17 protein-coding genes are annotated in these 14,634 nt (G+C 69.0%); 10 read left to right on the forward strand and 7 right to left on the reverse strand.

Annotation, left to right across the window (positions count from 1 at the left end):
• Positions 1-28 precede the first annotated feature (28 nt).
• Entirely contained in the window at positions 29-1,678 is a 1,650-nt protein-coding gene (gene pgi / locus MCHLDSM_RS32390; protein ID WP_048473799.1) for a glucose-6-phosphate isomerase, read from the forward strand.
• Positions 1,679-1,726: 48 nt separating this feature from the next.
• Here pgi and MCHLDSM_RS32395 read toward each other — a convergent pair whose 3' ends face one another.
• Genes MCHLDSM_RS32395 through MCHLDSM_RS32410 form a run of 4 tightly spaced genes read right to left on the reverse strand, consistent with a single transcriptional unit; the run spans position 1,727 to position 4,648 of the window.
• A complete protein-coding gene (locus tag MCHLDSM_RS32395) occupies positions 1,727-2,560 on the reverse strand; it encodes a glycoside hydrolase family 16 protein (protein WP_048473800.1) in 834 nt (277 codons plus the stop codon).
• 38 nt (positions 2,561-2,598) lie between these two features.
• Entirely contained in the window at positions 2,599-3,348 is a 750-nt protein-coding gene (locus MCHLDSM_RS32400; protein WP_048473801.1) for an SDR family oxidoreductase, read from the reverse strand.
• A 47-nt stretch (positions 3,349-3,395) separates the two neighbouring features.
• Positions 3,396-4,259 (reverse strand): Fpg/Nei family DNA glycosylase, encoded by an 864-nt coding sequence (locus tag MCHLDSM_RS32405; RefSeq protein ID WP_048473802.1) that lies wholly within the window; start codon positions 4,257-4,259, stop codon positions 3,396-3,398.
• Positions 4,260-4,264: 5 nt separating this feature from the next.
• Positions 4,265-4,648, reverse strand: a complete 384-nt coding sequence (locus MCHLDSM_RS32410) for a phage holin family protein (RefSeq protein WP_048473803.1) — start codon at positions 4,646-4,648, stop codon at positions 4,265-4,267.
• A 125-nt stretch (positions 4,649-4,773) separates the two neighbouring features.
• On the opposite strand from MCHLDSM_RS32410, the gene MCHLDSM_RS32415 reads away from it, so the two are divergent.
• From MCHLDSM_RS32415 to MCHLDSM_RS32430, 4 genes are all read left to right on the forward strand, one after another.
• Positions 4,774-5,682: an AurF N-oxygenase family protein gene (locus MCHLDSM_RS32415; RefSeq protein ID WP_048473804.1), complete on the forward strand. Its 909-nt coding sequence runs from the start codon at positions 4,774-4,776 to the stop codon at positions 5,680-5,682.
• Complete coding sequence (locus MCHLDSM_RS32420) at positions 5,679-6,392, forward strand: DUF4873 domain-containing protein (RefSeq protein ID WP_060937642.1); 714 nt, start codon at positions 5,679-5,681, stop codon at positions 6,390-6,392. Before MCHLDSM_RS32415 ends, MCHLDSM_RS32420 begins: the two co-directional genes overlap by 4 nt.
• Before the next feature lie 66 nt (positions 6,393-6,458).
• The gene (locus MCHLDSM_RS32425) at positions 6,459-7,331 is read left to right on the forward strand and encodes an LLM class flavin-dependent oxidoreductase (RefSeq protein ID WP_048473805.1); all 873 of its coding nucleotides are present in this window, start codon (positions 6,459-6,461) and stop codon (positions 7,329-7,331) included.
• Between the two features lie 58 nt (positions 7,332-7,389).
• A complete protein-coding gene (locus MCHLDSM_RS32430; RefSeq protein WP_048473806.1) occupies positions 7,390-8,100 on the forward strand; it encodes a class I SAM-dependent methyltransferase in 711 nt (236 codons plus the stop codon).
• A gap of 6 nt (positions 8,101-8,106) precedes the next feature.
• Here MCHLDSM_RS32430 and MCHLDSM_RS32435 read toward each other — a convergent pair whose 3' ends face one another.
• A complete protein-coding gene (locus tag MCHLDSM_RS32435; protein ID WP_048473807.1) occupies positions 8,107-9,282 on the reverse strand; it encodes an ROK family transcriptional regulator in 1,176 nt (391 codons plus the stop codon).
• A gap of 86 nt (positions 9,283-9,368) precedes the next feature.
• Between MCHLDSM_RS32435 and MCHLDSM_RS32440 the strand changes: the two genes are divergently transcribed.
• Genes MCHLDSM_RS32440 through MCHLDSM_RS32450 form a run of 3 tightly spaced genes read left to right on the forward strand, consistent with a single transcriptional unit; the run spans position 9,369 to position 11,580 of the window.
• Positions 9,369-10,031, forward strand: a complete 663-nt coding sequence (locus MCHLDSM_RS32440; protein WP_053083164.1) for a ketohydroxyglutarate aldolase — start codon at positions 9,369-9,371, stop codon at positions 10,029-10,031.
• A gap of 5 nt (positions 10,032-10,036) precedes the next feature.
• Entirely contained in the window at positions 10,037-11,245 is a 1,209-nt protein-coding gene (locus MCHLDSM_RS32445) for an MFS transporter (RefSeq protein WP_048474165.1), read from the forward strand.
• A 29-nt stretch (positions 11,246-11,274) separates the two neighbouring features.
• Positions 11,275-11,580 carry a hypothetical protein gene (locus MCHLDSM_RS32450; RefSeq protein WP_048473809.1) on the forward strand — a complete coding sequence of 102 codons (306 nt, stop codon included), beginning with the start codon at positions 11,275-11,277 and terminating at the stop codon, positions 11,578-11,580.
• A gap of 5 nt (positions 11,581-11,585) precedes the next feature.
• Here the strand turns inward: MCHLDSM_RS32450 and MCHLDSM_RS32455 are convergent, their stop codons facing one another.
• The gene (locus MCHLDSM_RS32455; protein ID WP_048473810.1) at positions 11,586-12,758 is read right to left on the reverse strand and encodes an aromatic ring-hydroxylating oxygenase subunit alpha; all 1,173 of its coding nucleotides are present in this window, start codon (positions 12,756-12,758) and stop codon (positions 11,586-11,588) included.
• A 71-nt stretch (positions 12,759-12,829) separates the two neighbouring features.
• Here MCHLDSM_RS32455 and MCHLDSM_RS32460 point away from each other — a divergent pair, with 71 nt between their 5' ends.
• Both MCHLDSM_RS32460 and rnhA read left to right on the forward strand, forming a co-directional pair.
• Complete coding sequence (locus tag MCHLDSM_RS32460) at positions 12,830-13,438, forward strand: TetR/AcrR family transcriptional regulator (RefSeq protein ID WP_048473811.1); 609 nt, start codon at positions 12,830-12,832, stop codon at positions 13,436-13,438.
• 68 nt (positions 13,439-13,506) lie between these two features.
• The gene (gene rnhA, locus MCHLDSM_RS32465) at positions 13,507-13,962 is read left to right on the forward strand and encodes a ribonuclease HI (RefSeq protein ID WP_048419968.1); all 456 of its coding nucleotides are present in this window, start codon (positions 13,507-13,509) and stop codon (positions 13,960-13,962) included.
• Positions 13,963-13,972: 10 nt separating this feature from the next.
• Here the strand turns inward: rnhA and MCHLDSM_RS32470 are convergent, their stop codons facing one another.
• A complete protein-coding gene (locus tag MCHLDSM_RS32470; protein WP_048473812.1) occupies positions 13,973-14,614 on the reverse strand; it encodes a hypothetical protein in 642 nt (213 codons plus the stop codon).
• Positions 14,615-14,634 lie beyond the last annotated feature (20 nt).

Consider the following 14,634-nt stretch of genomic DNA (forward strand, 5'->3'; position numbering starts at 1 on the left):
GTCAAGTGGCCGCACTAGGGTTCTTTTCATGGGTTCCGACATCACGGCCACACCGGCCTGGCAGGCACTGTCCCGGCATCACGAGGAGATCGGCGGCACCGATCTTCGCGACCTCTTCGCCCACGACCCCGCCCGCGGGACGGAGCTCGCACTGACCGTCGGCGACCTGTACATCGACTACAGCAAGCACCGCGTCACCCGTGAGACGCTGACCCTGCTGCTGGACCTGGCCCGCGCGGCGGGACTGCCCGAGCGACGCGACGCCATGTTCTCCGGTGAGCACATCAACACCTCGGAGGACCGCGCGGTGCTGCACACCGCGCTGCGGCTGCCGCGCGACGCGGCGTTGAGCGTCGACGGCCAGGACGTCGTCGCCGACGTGCACGAGGTGCTGGACCGGATGGGCGATTTCACCGACCGGCTGCGCAGCGGCGACTGGCGCGGCGCGACGGGCGAGCGGATCACCACGGTGGTGAACATCGGCATCGGCGGCTCCGACCTCGGGCCGGTGATGGTGTACCAGGCGCTGCGGCACTACGCCGACGCCGGCGTGTCGGCGCGGTTCGTGTCGAACGTCGACCCCGCCGATCTCGTCGCCAAGCTCGATGGACTCGACCCTGCCGCAACACTTTTCATCGTCGCCTCGAAGACGTTCTCGACGCTCGAGACGTTGACGAACGCGACGGCGGCACGGCGCTGGCTGACCGACGCGCTCGGCCAGGATGCGGTGAGCAAGCACTTCGTGGCGGTGTCGACCAACGCGAAGCTGGTCGACGACTTCGGCATCGACACCGCCAACATGTTCGGCTTCTGGGACTGGGTGGGCGGGCGCTACTCGGTGGACTCGGCGATCGGGCTCGCGGTCATGGCCGCGATCGGCAAGGAGCGCTTCGCCGAGTTCCTCGCCGGCTTCCACCTGGTCGACGAGCACTTCCGCACCGCCCCGCTGGAGGCCAACGCGCCGGTGCTGCTGGGCCTGATCGGCCTCTGGTACAACAACTTCTTCGGCGCGGAAACCCGTGCGGTGCTTCCGTATTCGAACGACCTATCGCGGTTCGCCGCCTATCTGCAGCAGCTGACGATGGAGTCCAACGGGAAGTCGGTGCAAGCGGACGGCACCGCCGTGACGACGAGTACGGGCGAAATTTTCTGGGGCGAGCCCGGCACCAACGGCCAGCACGCCTTCTATCAACTGATACACCAGGGCACCCGGCTGATCCCCGCGGACTTCATCGGGTTCAGCGAGCCGACCGACGACCTGCCGACCGCCGACGGCACCGGCAGCATGCACGACCTGCTGATGAGCAACTTCTTCGCGCAGACGCAGGTGCTGGCGTTCGGCAAGACCGCCGACGAGATCGCCGGGGAGGGAACGCCGGCCGACGTGGTGCCGCACAAGGTGATGCCGGGCAACCGGCCGAGCACGTCGATCCTGGCGACGAAGCTGACGCCGTCCGTGGTCGGTCAGCTGATCGCGCTCTACGAGCACCAGGTGTTCACCGAGGGCGTCGTCTGGGGCATCGACTCCTTCGACCAGTGGGGTGTCGAGTTGGGCAAGACGCAGGCCAAGGCGCTGCTGCCGGTGCTCACCGACGACGGCTCCCCCGCCGAGCAGTCGGACTCGTCGACCGACGCGCTGGTGCGCCGCTACCGCGCTGAGCGCGGCCGTTCCGCGTGATTTCGGCGTGCCCGGTCGCGGTGAGCGCGACCGGGCACGCCGAAATCGCTACCAGACGCGGACGTAGTCGACCAGCATGTCGGCGGGGTAGGTGCCGCCGCGCGGGTCGCCGCCGCCGGACCCGGCCACGGCCAGGTCCAGGATCGGGAACAGCGTGTACCCCGGCTCGTTGAACTGCCAGTCCGGCAGCGCATGCGCCGGGACGTCGAAGTACGGCGCCGCACCGTCGGTGTAGTCCCGCCAGAACCGCATGCCGGCGTCGTCCCACTGCACCCGCCAGGTGTGCCAGGCACTGTCCACGGTGATGGTCTGGCTGACGTGCTCGCCGCCGTTGAGCTTGGCGTGCACGGCCGTTCCCGGTGCCCACGAGCCGTTGCCGTACCACTCCATGATGTCGACTTCGCCGCCGTTGACCGGGCTGTTGTTGGCCAGGTACCAGGCCGGCCAGCACCCCGGGGTGAGGCAGTTGAGCTTGATGCGGGCTTCCCAGTTGTGGCCGATGCCGCCGCGGTACGTACCGAACACCTTGCCGCTGTAGTAGGTGTCGCCGTCCTTGGCCGCGTGGAAGACGAGATTCGACTTGCCATCCAGGTAGACGTTGCGCCGGTCGTCGCGGTACTGGCCGACGTTGCCGGGCAGTTCCCAGTACGTCGGGTCCTGCATCGACTCCCGCGCGGTGGCGATCTCCCACTTGGAGCGGTCGGGAGCCGAGCCGGCCGGGCCGTCGAAGTGGTCCTCGAACAGGTACTTTCCGGCCGGTGGCGGCGCGGCGGGCGGTGGACCGGGCCAGGGTGCGGCCTGCGCCGGGGCGCTCGGGAGCGCCGCGCCGAGCAGGCCGATCCCGGTCATCACCATCATGCTGCGTCGATCGAAGTTGGGCATCGGTCCATGAAAGCATCCGCCGCTGTGGGCCGGAGCGTTCAGGCGAAGCGCTTGGTGAATCTGGGAGGCAACACCTTCATGACCTCCACCAGCGGCCACCACGGCCACGCCGGCACGACGGCGCGGCCCTTCTCCTTCTCGATCGCGTCCACCATCGCTTTGACGCCGGTCTCGTTGTCGACCATCAGCATCGTGGTGTTCGACTTCGCGGTCATCTCGGATTCGATGTAGCCGGGCTCCAGCACGGTGATCTTGATCGGGCCCGACGGGTATTCGGCACGCAGCGATTCGCCCAGCGATGTCACGCCCGCCTTGCTCGCGGCGTAGGCGGCCTTGTGTCCGGGCACGCCGACGTTGCCGAGCACCGACGACACCAGGACCAGATGGCCCCGGCCGGCCGCCTTGAACATCTCCATCGCGGTCTCGATCTGCACCAGTGCGGCAACCAGATTCGTCTCGATGGTGGCCTTGTTGGCCCACAGCTTGCCGCCGCCGAGGGGGTAGCCCTTGCCGATGCCGGCGTTGACGATCACGCAGTCCAGCCCCCCGAGCTCGTCGGAGAGCTCGGCGAACACCTTGGGCACCTGCTCGTGGTCGTTGACGTCGAGCGCGGCCACCGCGACGGTGATCCCGGGGTGACGCGCGAGCAGTTCGGCCTTGAGCTCGTCGAGGTTGTCGACGCGGCGGGCGCACAGCGCCAGGTCGCGGCCCCGGGCGGCGAACTGGCGGGCCATGCCCGCGCCGAGTCCCGAACTGGCGCCGGTGATGAGGATCTTCTGCCGAGTCACCGGGGCAGGATAACCGAGTTAGACAAGTGCGCCGAAATCGAGGACTGCTACTTGAGCAGTTTGGACAGCCGGCGGTCGGCGAGCACCTTGCCGCCGGTCTGACACGTCGGGCAGTACTGGAAGGACTTGTCGGCGAACGACACCTCGCGCACGGTGTCACCGCACACGGGGCACGGCATGCCGGTGCGGGCGTGCACCCGCAGCCCCGAGCGCTTCTCCCCCTTGAGCGTGGCGGCCTGCTGCCCGACCGACCGCGTGACGGCATCGCTCAGCACGTCGATCATCGCGGTGTGCAACGCGGCGAGTTGCGCATCCGTCAGCTTGTTGGCTGTCGCGAACGGGGACAACTTGGCCACGTGCAGGATCTCGTCGCTGTAGGCATTGCCGATCCCCGCGATCACCTTCTGGTCGGTGATGACGGTCTTGATGCGCCCGGTGTTGCCGCGCAGCGCGTCCGCCAACCCGTCGGCGGTCAGGGACAGCGCGTCCGGGCCCAGCGACGCGATCTGCGGCACGGCCATCGGATCGGTCACCAACCACACCGCCAGCCGCTTCTGCGTGCCGGCCTCGGTGAGGTCGAACCCCGCCCCCTCGCCGGGCGTGCCGAGGTGCACCCGCAGGGCGATGGGCCCCTTGCCCGGCTTGAGCGGGGCCGCGGCGAGTTTGTCCGACCACCGCAGCCAGCCCGCACGCGACAGATGGGTGATCAGGTGCAGTTCGCCGGCCTGCATGCCCAGGTACTTGCCCCACCGGTTCGCCCCGGTGACCTCGTGGCCGTGCAGCGCGGACGGCGGCGGGTCGAACGTCTTGAGCACCGAGAGCGCGGCCACGTCGATCCGACCGACGGTTCGGCCGACCGCGTGCCGGCGCAGATGATCGGCCAGGGCTTCCACCTCGGGCAGTTCGGGCATACCTCTCAGTCTGCCCTGACGATCAGCGAGAGCAGCCAACTCACGACAGACAGCACGATCGCGGCCCAGATCGCCGTCCACCAGAAGTCGTCGATGAACAGGCCCCAGTGCGTGGTGTGCTCGGTGATCCACGACGTGATCCACAGCATGAACGCGTTGATCACGATGTGGAACAGACCCAGCGTCAGGATGTAGAGCGGGATCGAGATGATCTGCACGATGGGCTTGATGACGGCGTTGACCAGCCCGAAGATCACCGCCACGACGAAGATGATCCCGACCCGCGCCGCGGTCGAGTCGCCGCCGACGAAGGCGATACCGGGGACGACGAGCGTCACGACCCACAGCGCCACCCCGGTGAGCGCGGCGCGCAGAAGGAACGGCGTCACAGGCTTCATCATGCCTCGCGGCCCGGCGATCCGACCAGTACCGCAAGTATGCGGTACCGAGGGTATTGACATGTTGCTGCGCGGCTCCCTACCGTCGAGGGCACCACGACGAAGGGACGCTCGAGATGTCCGCTCCAGCAACACCCCAGACCGCTGCCCCGACGCGTGACGCGTTCGCCGACCGCCTGCTCAAAGGGTCGGTCAAGAAGTCCTTCGCACCCGTCGTCGACATCGACTGGGACGCACCGCTGGATCCGGACAAGTTCTTCCTGCCACCGAAGACCGTGTCGCTGTACGGAACACCGTTGTGGGACAGCATGACTCGGGAGCAGCAGATCGAGTTGTCCCGACAGGAACTCGCCAACACACTGTCGGCGGGCATCTGGTTCGAGAACATCCTCAACCAGGCGCTGCTGCGCAAGATGATGCACCAGGACCCCACGGCCCGCGCCACCCACTACGAGCTGACCGAACTCGGTGACGAAACCCGACACATGGTGATGTTCGGCAAGGCGATCGATCGCATCGGCGCAAAGCCGGTGCGGCCCAGGCGGTATCAGCGGGTCATCATCAACGCACTGCCGTTCGCGTTCCAGGGCTCCCTGCTGTGGGTGGCCGCGCTCGTGGGCGAGGAGATCTTCGACTCGCTGCAGCGGCAGATGATGGACGACCCCGAACTGCAGCCGCTCGTGCAACGGCTGATGCGCATCCACGTGACCGAGGAGGCCCGCCACATCCAGTTCGCCCGTGACGGACTGCGCAAGCGTGCCCCCCACATGGGGCGGCTGTCGCGACTGTGGGTGGCCAACATCCACGGCGCCGGCGGGCTGTTCTTCCGGCACCTGTTCACCAACCGCGTGCAGTACGCGCGTGTGGGCCTCGACGCGCGTGAGGCCCGGCGCATCGCGCGTACCAGTCCGCACCGCCACGAGGTCCAGGTGCTCGGCTTCGCTCCGCTCGCCGCGTTCCTCGGCGAGGTCGGCCTGATGGGGCCCATCGCCCGGCGGGTGTGGAAGCGCAGCGGCTTCCTGTGATCGAGACGGTGATGTACGTCAGCGCAGCGGTGGACGCCCACTTCGACGAGCAGACCCACACCTGGACCGCCGGCGGCCGCACCGCACGGGTGCTGATCTCGACCGACGGCACGTTGCCCGCCTCGGCGCCGGCGTCCGCCGGCGCGCTCGAGCCCTACCTCGGGGTGGCCGTCCACGGTGTCCCCAACTACTTCCTGCTCACCGGCCCTGACACCGCGGCGCAGAAGAGCTACATCGCCAAGTGCCTGCAGCACCTGGACCGCACCGACGGATCACGCATCGAGGTCCGGGCGGCCACCCAGCGCATGTTCGCCGATCGGGGACGGCCGCGAGACCACCGCAGCGGCCGCTACTGGCGCGCCGTGGGGGCGAAGATCCCGTCGGCGTTCGAGGTGCAGTCCGCCGTCGGGGACGACGACGAGGTCTACGACGGGCCCGCCACCGTCACCGTCGACGGGTGCGATCACGCGACCCGAGTGCGGCTGACCGGCCGGATGGAGCCGATCGACGGTCGATACCACTGGCGCGGAACGGTTTTCGCCGACCTAGAGGGCGTGAAGCTCCCCCACGACGTGGACGTCGCGGTGGACGGTCGAACGGCCCGCGCGCGCCTGACCGAGCGCACACCGCAGGCGGGATACAGCGTGACGGGCACCGGGTCGCCGCCGTTCGCGCTCGCCGGGACCGATATCGACGTTCCACTCCTGTAAGACGATCGCCGTCCCGCCGTTCTGGAACACGTTCTAGTATTCGGTCAGCGACGAGCAGGAGGCGATGTGCGGTTCACCTTTGCAGAGGCGATGACCGATCCGACGTACTACGTACCTCTGGCCAAGGCCGCCGAGGCCGCGGGGTACCACGCGATGACCATTCCGGACAGCGTGGCCTACCCGTTCGAATCGGACTCGACCTATCCGTACACGCCCGACGGCAGCCGCGAGTTCCTCGACGGCAAGGCCTTCATCGAATCGTTCGTGCTGACCGCCGCGCTGTGCGCCGTGACGACGACGCTGCACTTCAACCACTTCGTGCTCAAGCTGCCGATCCGGCCGCCGGCCCTGGTGGCCAAGCAGGCCGGCTCGCTGGCCGCGCTGTTCGACAACCGGTTGGGCCTCGGCGTCGGCACCAGCCCGTGGCCGGAGGACTACGAGCTGCTGAACGTGCCGTTCGCGCGGCGCGGCAAGCGGATGGACGAGTGCATCGACATCATCAAGGGCCTGACCACCGGCGAGTACTTCGAATACCACGGCGAGTTCTACGACATCCCCAAGACGAAGATGACGCCCGCGCCGAGCCGGCCGGTCCCGATCCTCATCGGCGGGCACGCCGACGCCGCGCTGCGCCGCGCCGCACGCAACGACGGCTGGATGCACGGCGGCGGCGACCCGGCAGAACTCGACGCCCTGCTGGCCAAGCTGTCCCGGTTCCGCGAGGAACAGGGCACCGCCGACGACCCGGATTTCCAGATCCACGTCATCTCGATCGACGCCTACACCCCCGACGGCATCAAGCGGCTGCAGGACAAGGGCGTCACCGACGTCATCGTCGGATTCCGGATCCCGTACATCACCGGACCGGACACCGAACCGCTGGACACGAAGGTGCGCAACCTCGAGATGTTCGCCGAGAACGTGATCGCGAAGGTCTGACGTTGCCGTCGATACCTGTTCTGCATGTTCGCGCCGCAAACTGGGTAGTGTTCGGCCGATGACACGCGGCGTGTACGACGTTCCGGATGCGTTCGATGCGGGAGCCGGCGCCTACGACGGCCTCGTCGGCGCCAACCCCGGCTACAACGAGCACCTCCTGTTGTCGGCGCAACGCATGCAGATCCCCGACCAGGGGCGCGGCCTGCGGCTGCTGGACATCGGCTGCGGCACCGGCCTGTCGACTGCGGCCCTGCTCCAGGTGGCGCCGCAGGCCGAGATCATCGGCGTCGACGGATCGGCGGGGATGCTGGCACAGGCCCGGGCGAAACAGTGGCCCGACTCGGTGCGCTTCGTGCACAGCCGCGCCGAGGGCCTCGCCGACGCCGGGGTCAGCGGCCCCTTGGACGGCATCCTCGCCGCATACCTGGTGCGCAACCTGACCGACCCCGACCCGGTGCTGCAGGAGTTGCGGGCGCTGTTGCGGCCCGGCGGCGTCTTCGCGGCCCACGAGTACTCGGTGCGGGATTCCCGGCTCGCCGGCGTCATCTGGAACGCGGTGTGCGCGGCGATCATCATCCCGGCCGGGCGGCTGCGCTCCGGGGACGCGAGCCTCTACCGGTACCTGCGCACCAGCGTCAACGAGTTCGACGGCGCCGGAGCTTTTCGGAACCGTCTGCAGCGCAACGGTTTCGTCGACGTGCACAGCCTGACGGTGCCGGGCTGGCAGCGCAACATCGTGCACACGTTCCTGGGACGCGCCCCGCGCTGACCCCCGTCACACCGGAGCGCCGACGACGCCGGGAGCGAGAACGTCGTCGAGCACCATCATGGCCGTTCCGATGACGCCGGCACGGTCGCCGTGGTGCGAGGGCACGATCTGCAGGCTTCGGGTGGCCAGCGCAGTGGCGTTGCCGTACAACGTCTCCCGCAGCCCGGCGACGAAGATGTCGTAGGCGCCCGCGACGTCGCCGGCCACCACCAGCGCCGCGGGATTGAGCAGATTCACCGCGCCGGCCAGAACCTCGCCGACGTGCCGGCCGCTCTCACGAATCAGCCTGCGAGCCAGCGCATCTCCGCTGTGGGCCAGATCCACGACGTCGCGCAGACTGCGCACCGTCCTGCCCTCGTCGTTCAGCGCCCGCACCAGGGCCCAGCCGCCGGCGACCGCCTCCAGGCACCCCACGTCGCCGCACCGGCACGGCACCCCGTCAGCGGCCGCCGTCTTGTCGTGTCCGAATTCCCCTGCAGCGCCGAGCGCCCCGCGCTGCAGGGCACCACCGGCCACGATGCCGGCTCCCAGACCCGTGGACGCCTTGATCACCAGGACGTCGTCCAGCCCGCGGCCGGCGCCGGCACGCCACTCGGCGAGGGCGAACGCGTTGGCGTCGTTTCCCAACACCACGCGCGCCCCGCCGAGCGCGGCGAAGTACGGGGCGAGCGGCACGCCGTCCCACCCGGTCAGCACCGGCGAATCGAGACTGCAGCCGCGCTGCGCATCCACCGTGCCGGGCAGGCTGATCCCGATACCGAAGATCCGCGTGCCGCGGTGACCGGACTCGTCGAGCAGCGCCTCGAGCCGCGCCGCCACCGTCGGCATGAGGTCACCGGGACCGAAGCCGGGCTCCTCGTCGATGTCGGCGGCCGCGCGGATGTCGCCGGCCAGATCGCACACCGCCAGCCGCGCGCGACTGCCACCGATGGCAGCGGTCAGGACGATTCCGGCGTCGGCGTTGAACGACACGAGCGTGGCCGGCCGCCCGCCCGATGACGGCGCCTGATCCTGCTCGACGACCAGTCCGCGCGCCGTGAGTTCCCTCACCCGCGCGGCCACCGCGGTGCGCGACATTCCTGTGAGCGCCCCGATCTCCGCGCGGCTGATGGCGCGCTTGTCCCTGATGAGGGCATACAGGTCACCCACAGCGGTCACCGGGGCGGTGCGCAACAGTGCCATCTGCGCAGCGTAACCCGAACCACTTTTGCTTTTAAAATGCAGAAGTCGCGTTGAGAAGTACCGAATACGCACCTATCGTGATCGGGGTGAGAGAGCCGAGATCGTTGTTGGACGTCGCCCCGGTGATGCCCGTGATCAGCATGCGCAGCGCAGGAAGTCCGCTCGCTGCGGCGCGCGCCGCGGACGCCATCGCCGAGGCAGGGCTGCCGCTGGTGCAGATCGCTGTCGATGCGCCGGCCGTGTGGGATGCGATCGAGCGCATCCGCTCGGAGTCGCCGCAGATCGTCGTCGGAGCCGGTGCCCTGACCGCCGCCGGGGAGCCTGCGCTCGCCCGCGCCGCGGGCGCCGAATTCCTGGTCGCGACGGCGGCGGACCCGGCGCTGCGGATCGCGATGCGCGCCGCCGAACTGCCCCACCTACCGAGTGTCGCGACGGTGCTCGACGCCATCGAGGTCCTCGACGAGGGCTACTCCGACATGGTGCTGCATCCGGCCGCCGCGCTCGGTGGTCTGCGCCACCTCGCGGCGTTGGCCGCCTTCGCGCCCGGGGCGCGCTTCGCGGCCGCCGGCGGTCTCACCCCCGCCGATCTGTCCGGATACCTCGCGGCGCCCAATGTCGGGTGCGTGATCGCCGACTGGCTGGCGCCCCGCGATGCGGTGCGGCGCCGCGACTGGAACCGCATCGGACGCCTCGCCGCGGTGTCCGTCACGCTGAGTACGCCGACCGTTCGAAGGGAGCGCGCGCTGTGACCGTCATGCAAGAACGTCCTGTCGGCCCGGTGGCCGTGGTCGCACCCGATCCGGTGGTGCGCTGGCTGGCCGTGGTGGCGCTCGCCCTGGGCGGCTTCGGCATCGGCACCACCGAGTTCGTCTCCATGGGCCTGCTGCCCGACATCGCGACGAGCTTCGGGGTCTCCGAACCCAAAGCCGGCCACATCATCTCGGCCTACGCGCTGGGTGTGGTGGTGGGCGCTCCGGCCATCGCCGCGCTGACGGCACGCATGGCGCGGCGCAAGCTCCTGCTCGGACTGATCGCGGTGTTCACCCTCGGCAACCTGGCCAGCATGGTGGCACCCTCCTACGACACGCTGATCCTCGCCCGCTTCGCCGCGGGCCTGCCGCACGGCGCGTTCTTCGGCGTGGCCGGGCTGGCGGCAGCCCATCTGATGGGGCCGCAGAACCGGGCCAAGGCCGTCGCGCATGTGATGTCCGGGTTGACCATCGCGACGGTCCTCGGTGTGCCAATGGCCTCGTGGCTGGGCCAATCCCTGGGCTGGCGCGCGGCTTTCGGCCTCGTCGTCGGCATCGGGGTGGTCACGCTGACCGCGCTGTGGTGCTGGCTTCCCAAGCACCTGCAGACGATGCAGTCGACGAGTCCGCTGGCCGAGTTGAGCGCGCTGCGCCGCCCTCAGGTGTGGCTGGCGATTCTCGTCGGCATGATCGGCTTCGGCGGGATGTTCGCCGTCTACACCTATATCGCGACCACCATGACCGACGTCGCAGGTCTGCCCCGGCCTCTGATCCCGTTGGCGCTCATGGTGTTCGGTCTCGGAATGTTCTGCGGCAACCTCGTCGGCGGTCGCCTGGCCGACCGTTCGGTGATACGGGCGCTGTACATGTCGCTCGGGGCACTCGCCGTGGCGCTGACGCTGTTCGTCGCGGCGGCGCACAATCCGTGGACCGCACTTCTCGTCCTCTTCGCCATCGGCACCTCGGGGTCTGCGGTCGGGCCGGCGTTGCAGACCCGGCTGATGGACGTCGGGCACGGCGCGCAGACACTCGCCGCGGCGCTGAACCACTCGGCGCTCAACATCGGCAATGCGAGCGGCGCCTGGGTGGGCGGTCTGGTGATCGCCGCGGGCCTGGGCTACACGGCGCCTGCAGCAGCCGGAGCCGTGCTCGCCGTCGCCGGCATCGCGGTCCTGACGGTCTCCGCATTGCTGCAGCGCAGATCGCGCGGTTAACACGAACGCCGTTCGGGCATTCAGCGCCCATGGCATTCAAACTCACGTACAGCGACGGGCAGGAATCCACGCACGACGACGACACCGTCTGGGAGCTCGACGACGGTGTGCTCAAGTTGGGCCGCGAGGAAGGCAAGTGGTCGGTACTGCTCTCGCCGAGTCACTGGGCGGTGCTCGAACTGGTCGCTTCGTCGTCGGACAAGGACTCCGACGGTGAGTCCGAGGACTCGGACGACACGTCGGACGACAAGGACTCCGAGGATTCCGACCGGTCCGACGACGACAAGGACAACGACGAGAAGCACGACAAGGACAAGAAGGACGACACGGACTGACGCGCTCAGGAGAGCGCGACGCCCAACTCGCCGGCGAACACCTTGATCATGTGCTGAACGGCGATCTCGTTGCGGCCGATGATCATATGGTCGTGCTGGCCGTGGCGCACGCCCTGCCCGCACTGCGGCAGCATCGCGAAGTCCTCGTCGCGCACGGCGGCGTGCACGCCGTCGTAGACGGCGTCGTAGACAGCACGCATGTCGTCGTCGTGGGCGGGGACGCGGGCCATCCAGCTGTGCCGGACGGTGCAGCGGGTCGGTTCACCGGCGGGCAGGATGTCGATGATCTCCACGCCCACAGGGCTGTTGGCGAGGATCAGGTTGGGGTAGATCCAGTAGACGATCCCCATGTTGGTCAACGGGTCCCGCGGTGCGGCCGCATCGGTGTCGAGGTTCGCGATCCACGTGAACGGGAAGCCGATGCGGTGGTGCCGACCGTACTCGTCGTAGACGGCGGTGTTGGCGAGCGTGTTCTGACCGATCAGGCTCTCGCCGTGCACGAACGGGAAATGGTATCCCTCGGCGAAGGCCTCGAGCGCGCCCTTCCACGAGACATCGGACTGGAATTCCCGGTCGGCGTGGTAGCCGTAGGACGGGTAGTCCCACCGGGCGAGTTCGGCGCCGACGGTGCCGAGGTGGGCGTCGACGTCGATCGCCCCGTCGGCGGTCAGCACCGCCCAGATGAACCCGTACTTCTCCTGCGACGGCAATTCGACCAGTCCGTAGTCCTTCTGGTTCATCGAGTCGAAGCCCGCCCGGCCCGGGACCATGAACAGCTCGCCGGTGTTCCTGTAGGTCCACGCGTGGTACGGGCAGACGAAGCGCGACGCGTTGCCCGCTCCACAGGCCGGCATGGCGCCCCGGTGGCGGCAGTAGTTCAGCAGGACACGGCTGGCGCCGGTGCGGTCGCGGGTGACCAGCAGTGAGGTTCCCAGCACGGACCGGACGAGGAAGTCGTTCGGCTGCGGCAGTTGCGCCGACGGCGCGATGGCCAGCGGGACGCGGCGCAGGATCTGGGATTCCTCGACGTCGGTGATCTTCGGGTCGCGGTAGTAGTGCAGCGGCACGCGCAGTTCACGGTCGGCCATATCCGTGGTGCGGGCGCGGGCGTGCGCGAGCGCCCGTCGGGTCAGCACGTCGTCGTCGCAGGGGGCCGGCAATCCGGACAGGAGGCTCATGACTTCTGACCATACAACTCCAAGAGAATGTATTGTCAAGATCCGGAACGGTGTCATGCGACGATCGGGGCATGCGCAGGCACGGGTGGTCGGGTGACATCCCGCGCAACGACGAGGAGGCGGCCGGCCGCATCCTGGACGCAGCCCGCCGGGCGATCGACGACGGCCAGCCCGTGACCATCTCGACGGTCGCGCAGTCCCTGGGCATCACCCGGCAGACGGTGTACCGCTACTTCCCCACCCAGGAAGCGCTGCTGGCAGCGACGGCACTGTCGTCGATCGACGCCTTCCTCGATCGGCTCGCCGGGCAGCTCGGCGCCATCAGCGATCCGACGCAGGCCGTCGTCGAGGGAATCGCCTACACGCTCGAACAGCTCTCGCACGACCGCTACCTGCGCCTGGTGGTCGAACCGGGCAAGGCGTCGGCCTTCACCGCGGGCGTGACCTCCGACGTCGCGATCGGCTTCGGCCGCTCCATCCTGCAGAGATACGACATCGATTGGGCGGCAGCAGGTTTCGACGGCGAAAAGCTGGACGGGCTCGTCGAGTTCATGCTCCGGACGCTGCAGTCGTTCATCGTCGATCCCGGCGGCCCGGCGCGTCGGGGTGACGGGCTGCGCGCCTACCTGAGTGACTGGGTGGCCCCGGCGGTCCGTGCGCGCGCCGAGACGCCGAGTTGAGGCGCTGACGCGGCATCGGTCGGCGAGTCGCCGAGCCACCCGTTGGCGCCGGTGCCTATCCTCGGCGCATGACCTCCGAGCCCGTGGTGATCCACACCGACGGTGGGTGCCGACCCAACCCCGGCCCGGGCGGCTGGGGCGCAGTGCTGCGTCACCGCGAGCACGTCCGCGAGATGTGCGGGGGTGAACCCGGCCAGACGAGCAACAACCGGATGGAACTGACGGCGCCCATCATGGCGCTCGAAGCGCTCACCCGCCCGATGTCGGTGCACCTCTACACCGACAGCACCTACGTCCGGAACGGGATCACCAAGTGGGTGGTCGGCTGGGAACGCAACGGCTGGATGACCGCGGCCAAGCAGCCGGTCAAGAACGTCGACCTGTGGCAGCGGCTGCAGCTGGCCTGCGCGCGACACCGCGTCGAGTGGTTCTGGGTCAAAGGGCACTCGGGCGTCGGCGACAACGAGTTGGCAGACGTGCTGGCCACCCGGGGCATGCAGGCTGCGCTGGGCGCCCTCGCCTGAGCGCGCCATGTCAGTCGATCAGGCGGTCCAGGATCGACCACACCAGCACGTCGTCGGTGGTGACCTGCAGCGAAAGCGGGGTGTACGTCAGAGGACGACGGCCCGACACCACCCGCTTCTGCTGGTGTTCCAATCGTTCCAGGACGTCGTTGATGAGACCGCCGAAGTCCTGCAGGGGTTGATTGACGAACCGGATGCAGTCGGCCAGCAAGGGCGCATCGTGGTCGGTCACCGCCTGGCGCCGGCAGTCCTCGGCGAGTTCGAGCAGCCGCTCGTAGTAGCCGCTCACGCGCCGGCCGACCCGCACGATGCCCGGGCCGTCGGCGGTCCCGTCGTCCTCCGGCGCCCCGAACACCGCCAGGAACGTCGGGGAACGCAGGAACGCATCAGCCTCCCTGACGATCTCGTCGACGGCGCGCACACGATGGGCGACGAAAGCCGCGACCTCGGCTCCGGTGTCGAGCCGGCCCGTCGGTGGGCCGGCCGGGCCGCCGAGCACCTGGCTCACCTTGCGCGCCTCGAGCGCCGCCCAGTGCTGGAACAGCACCGACGCGAAGGCGGCCCACGGCCAGCACGGCGGCTTCCGCCGCAGCATCTGCTCGAGCAGTTCAGGCGTCGCCACGACGTCGGCCACCGCACCGCTGTCTCTCATGCCCCCGAAGCTAGGCGCGG

Source organism: Mycolicibacterium chlorophenolicum, assembly GCF_001044235.1.
Classification (GTDB): Bacteria; Actinomycetota; Actinomycetes; order Mycobacteriales; family Mycobacteriaceae; genus Mycobacterium; species Mycobacterium chlorophenolicum.

Coding starts and splice junctions, on each gene's coding strand:
- pgi (WP_048473799.1), top strand. CDS start 29: ATGGGTTCCGACATCACGGCCACACCGGCCTGGCAGGCACTGTCCCGG.
- MCHLDSM_RS32395 (WP_048473800.1), bottom strand. CDS start 2,560: ATGCCCAACTTCGATCGACGCAGCATGATGGTGATGACCGGGATCGGC.
- MCHLDSM_RS32405 (WP_048473802.1), bottom strand. CDS start 4,259: ATGCCCGAACTGCCCGAGGTGGAAGCCCTGGCCGATCATCTGCGCCGG.
- MCHLDSM_RS32415 (WP_048473804.1), top strand. CDS start 4,774: ATGTCCGCTCCAGCAACACCCCAGACCGCTGCCCCGACGCGTGACGCG.
- MCHLDSM_RS32430 (WP_048473806.1), top strand. CDS start 7,390: ATGACACGCGGCGTGTACGACGTTCCGGATGCGTTCGATGCGGGAGCC.
- MCHLDSM_RS32435 (WP_048473807.1), bottom strand. CDS start 9,282: ATGGCACTGTTGCGCACCGCCCCGGTGACCGCTGTGGGTGACCTGTAT.
- MCHLDSM_RS32445 (WP_048474165.1), top strand. CDS start 10,037: ATGCAAGAACGTCCTGTCGGCCCGGTGGCCGTGGTCGCACCCGATCCG.
- MCHLDSM_RS32450 (WP_048473809.1), top strand. CDS start 11,275: ATGGCATTCAAACTCACGTACAGCGACGGGCAGGAATCCACGCACGAC.
- MCHLDSM_RS32455 (WP_048473810.1), bottom strand. CDS start 12,758: ATGAGCCTCCTGTCCGGATTGCCGGCCCCCTGCGACGACGACGTGCTG.
- MCHLDSM_RS32460 (WP_048473811.1), top strand. CDS start 12,830: ATGCGCAGGCACGGGTGGTCGGGTGACATCCCGCGCAACGACGAGGAG.
- rnhA (WP_048419968.1), top strand. CDS start 13,507: ATGACCTCCGAGCCCGTGGTGATCCACACCGACGGTGGGTGCCGACCC.
- MCHLDSM_RS32470 (WP_048473812.1), bottom strand. CDS start 14,614: ATGAGAGACAGCGGTGCGGTGGCCGACGTCGTGGCGACGCCTGAACTG.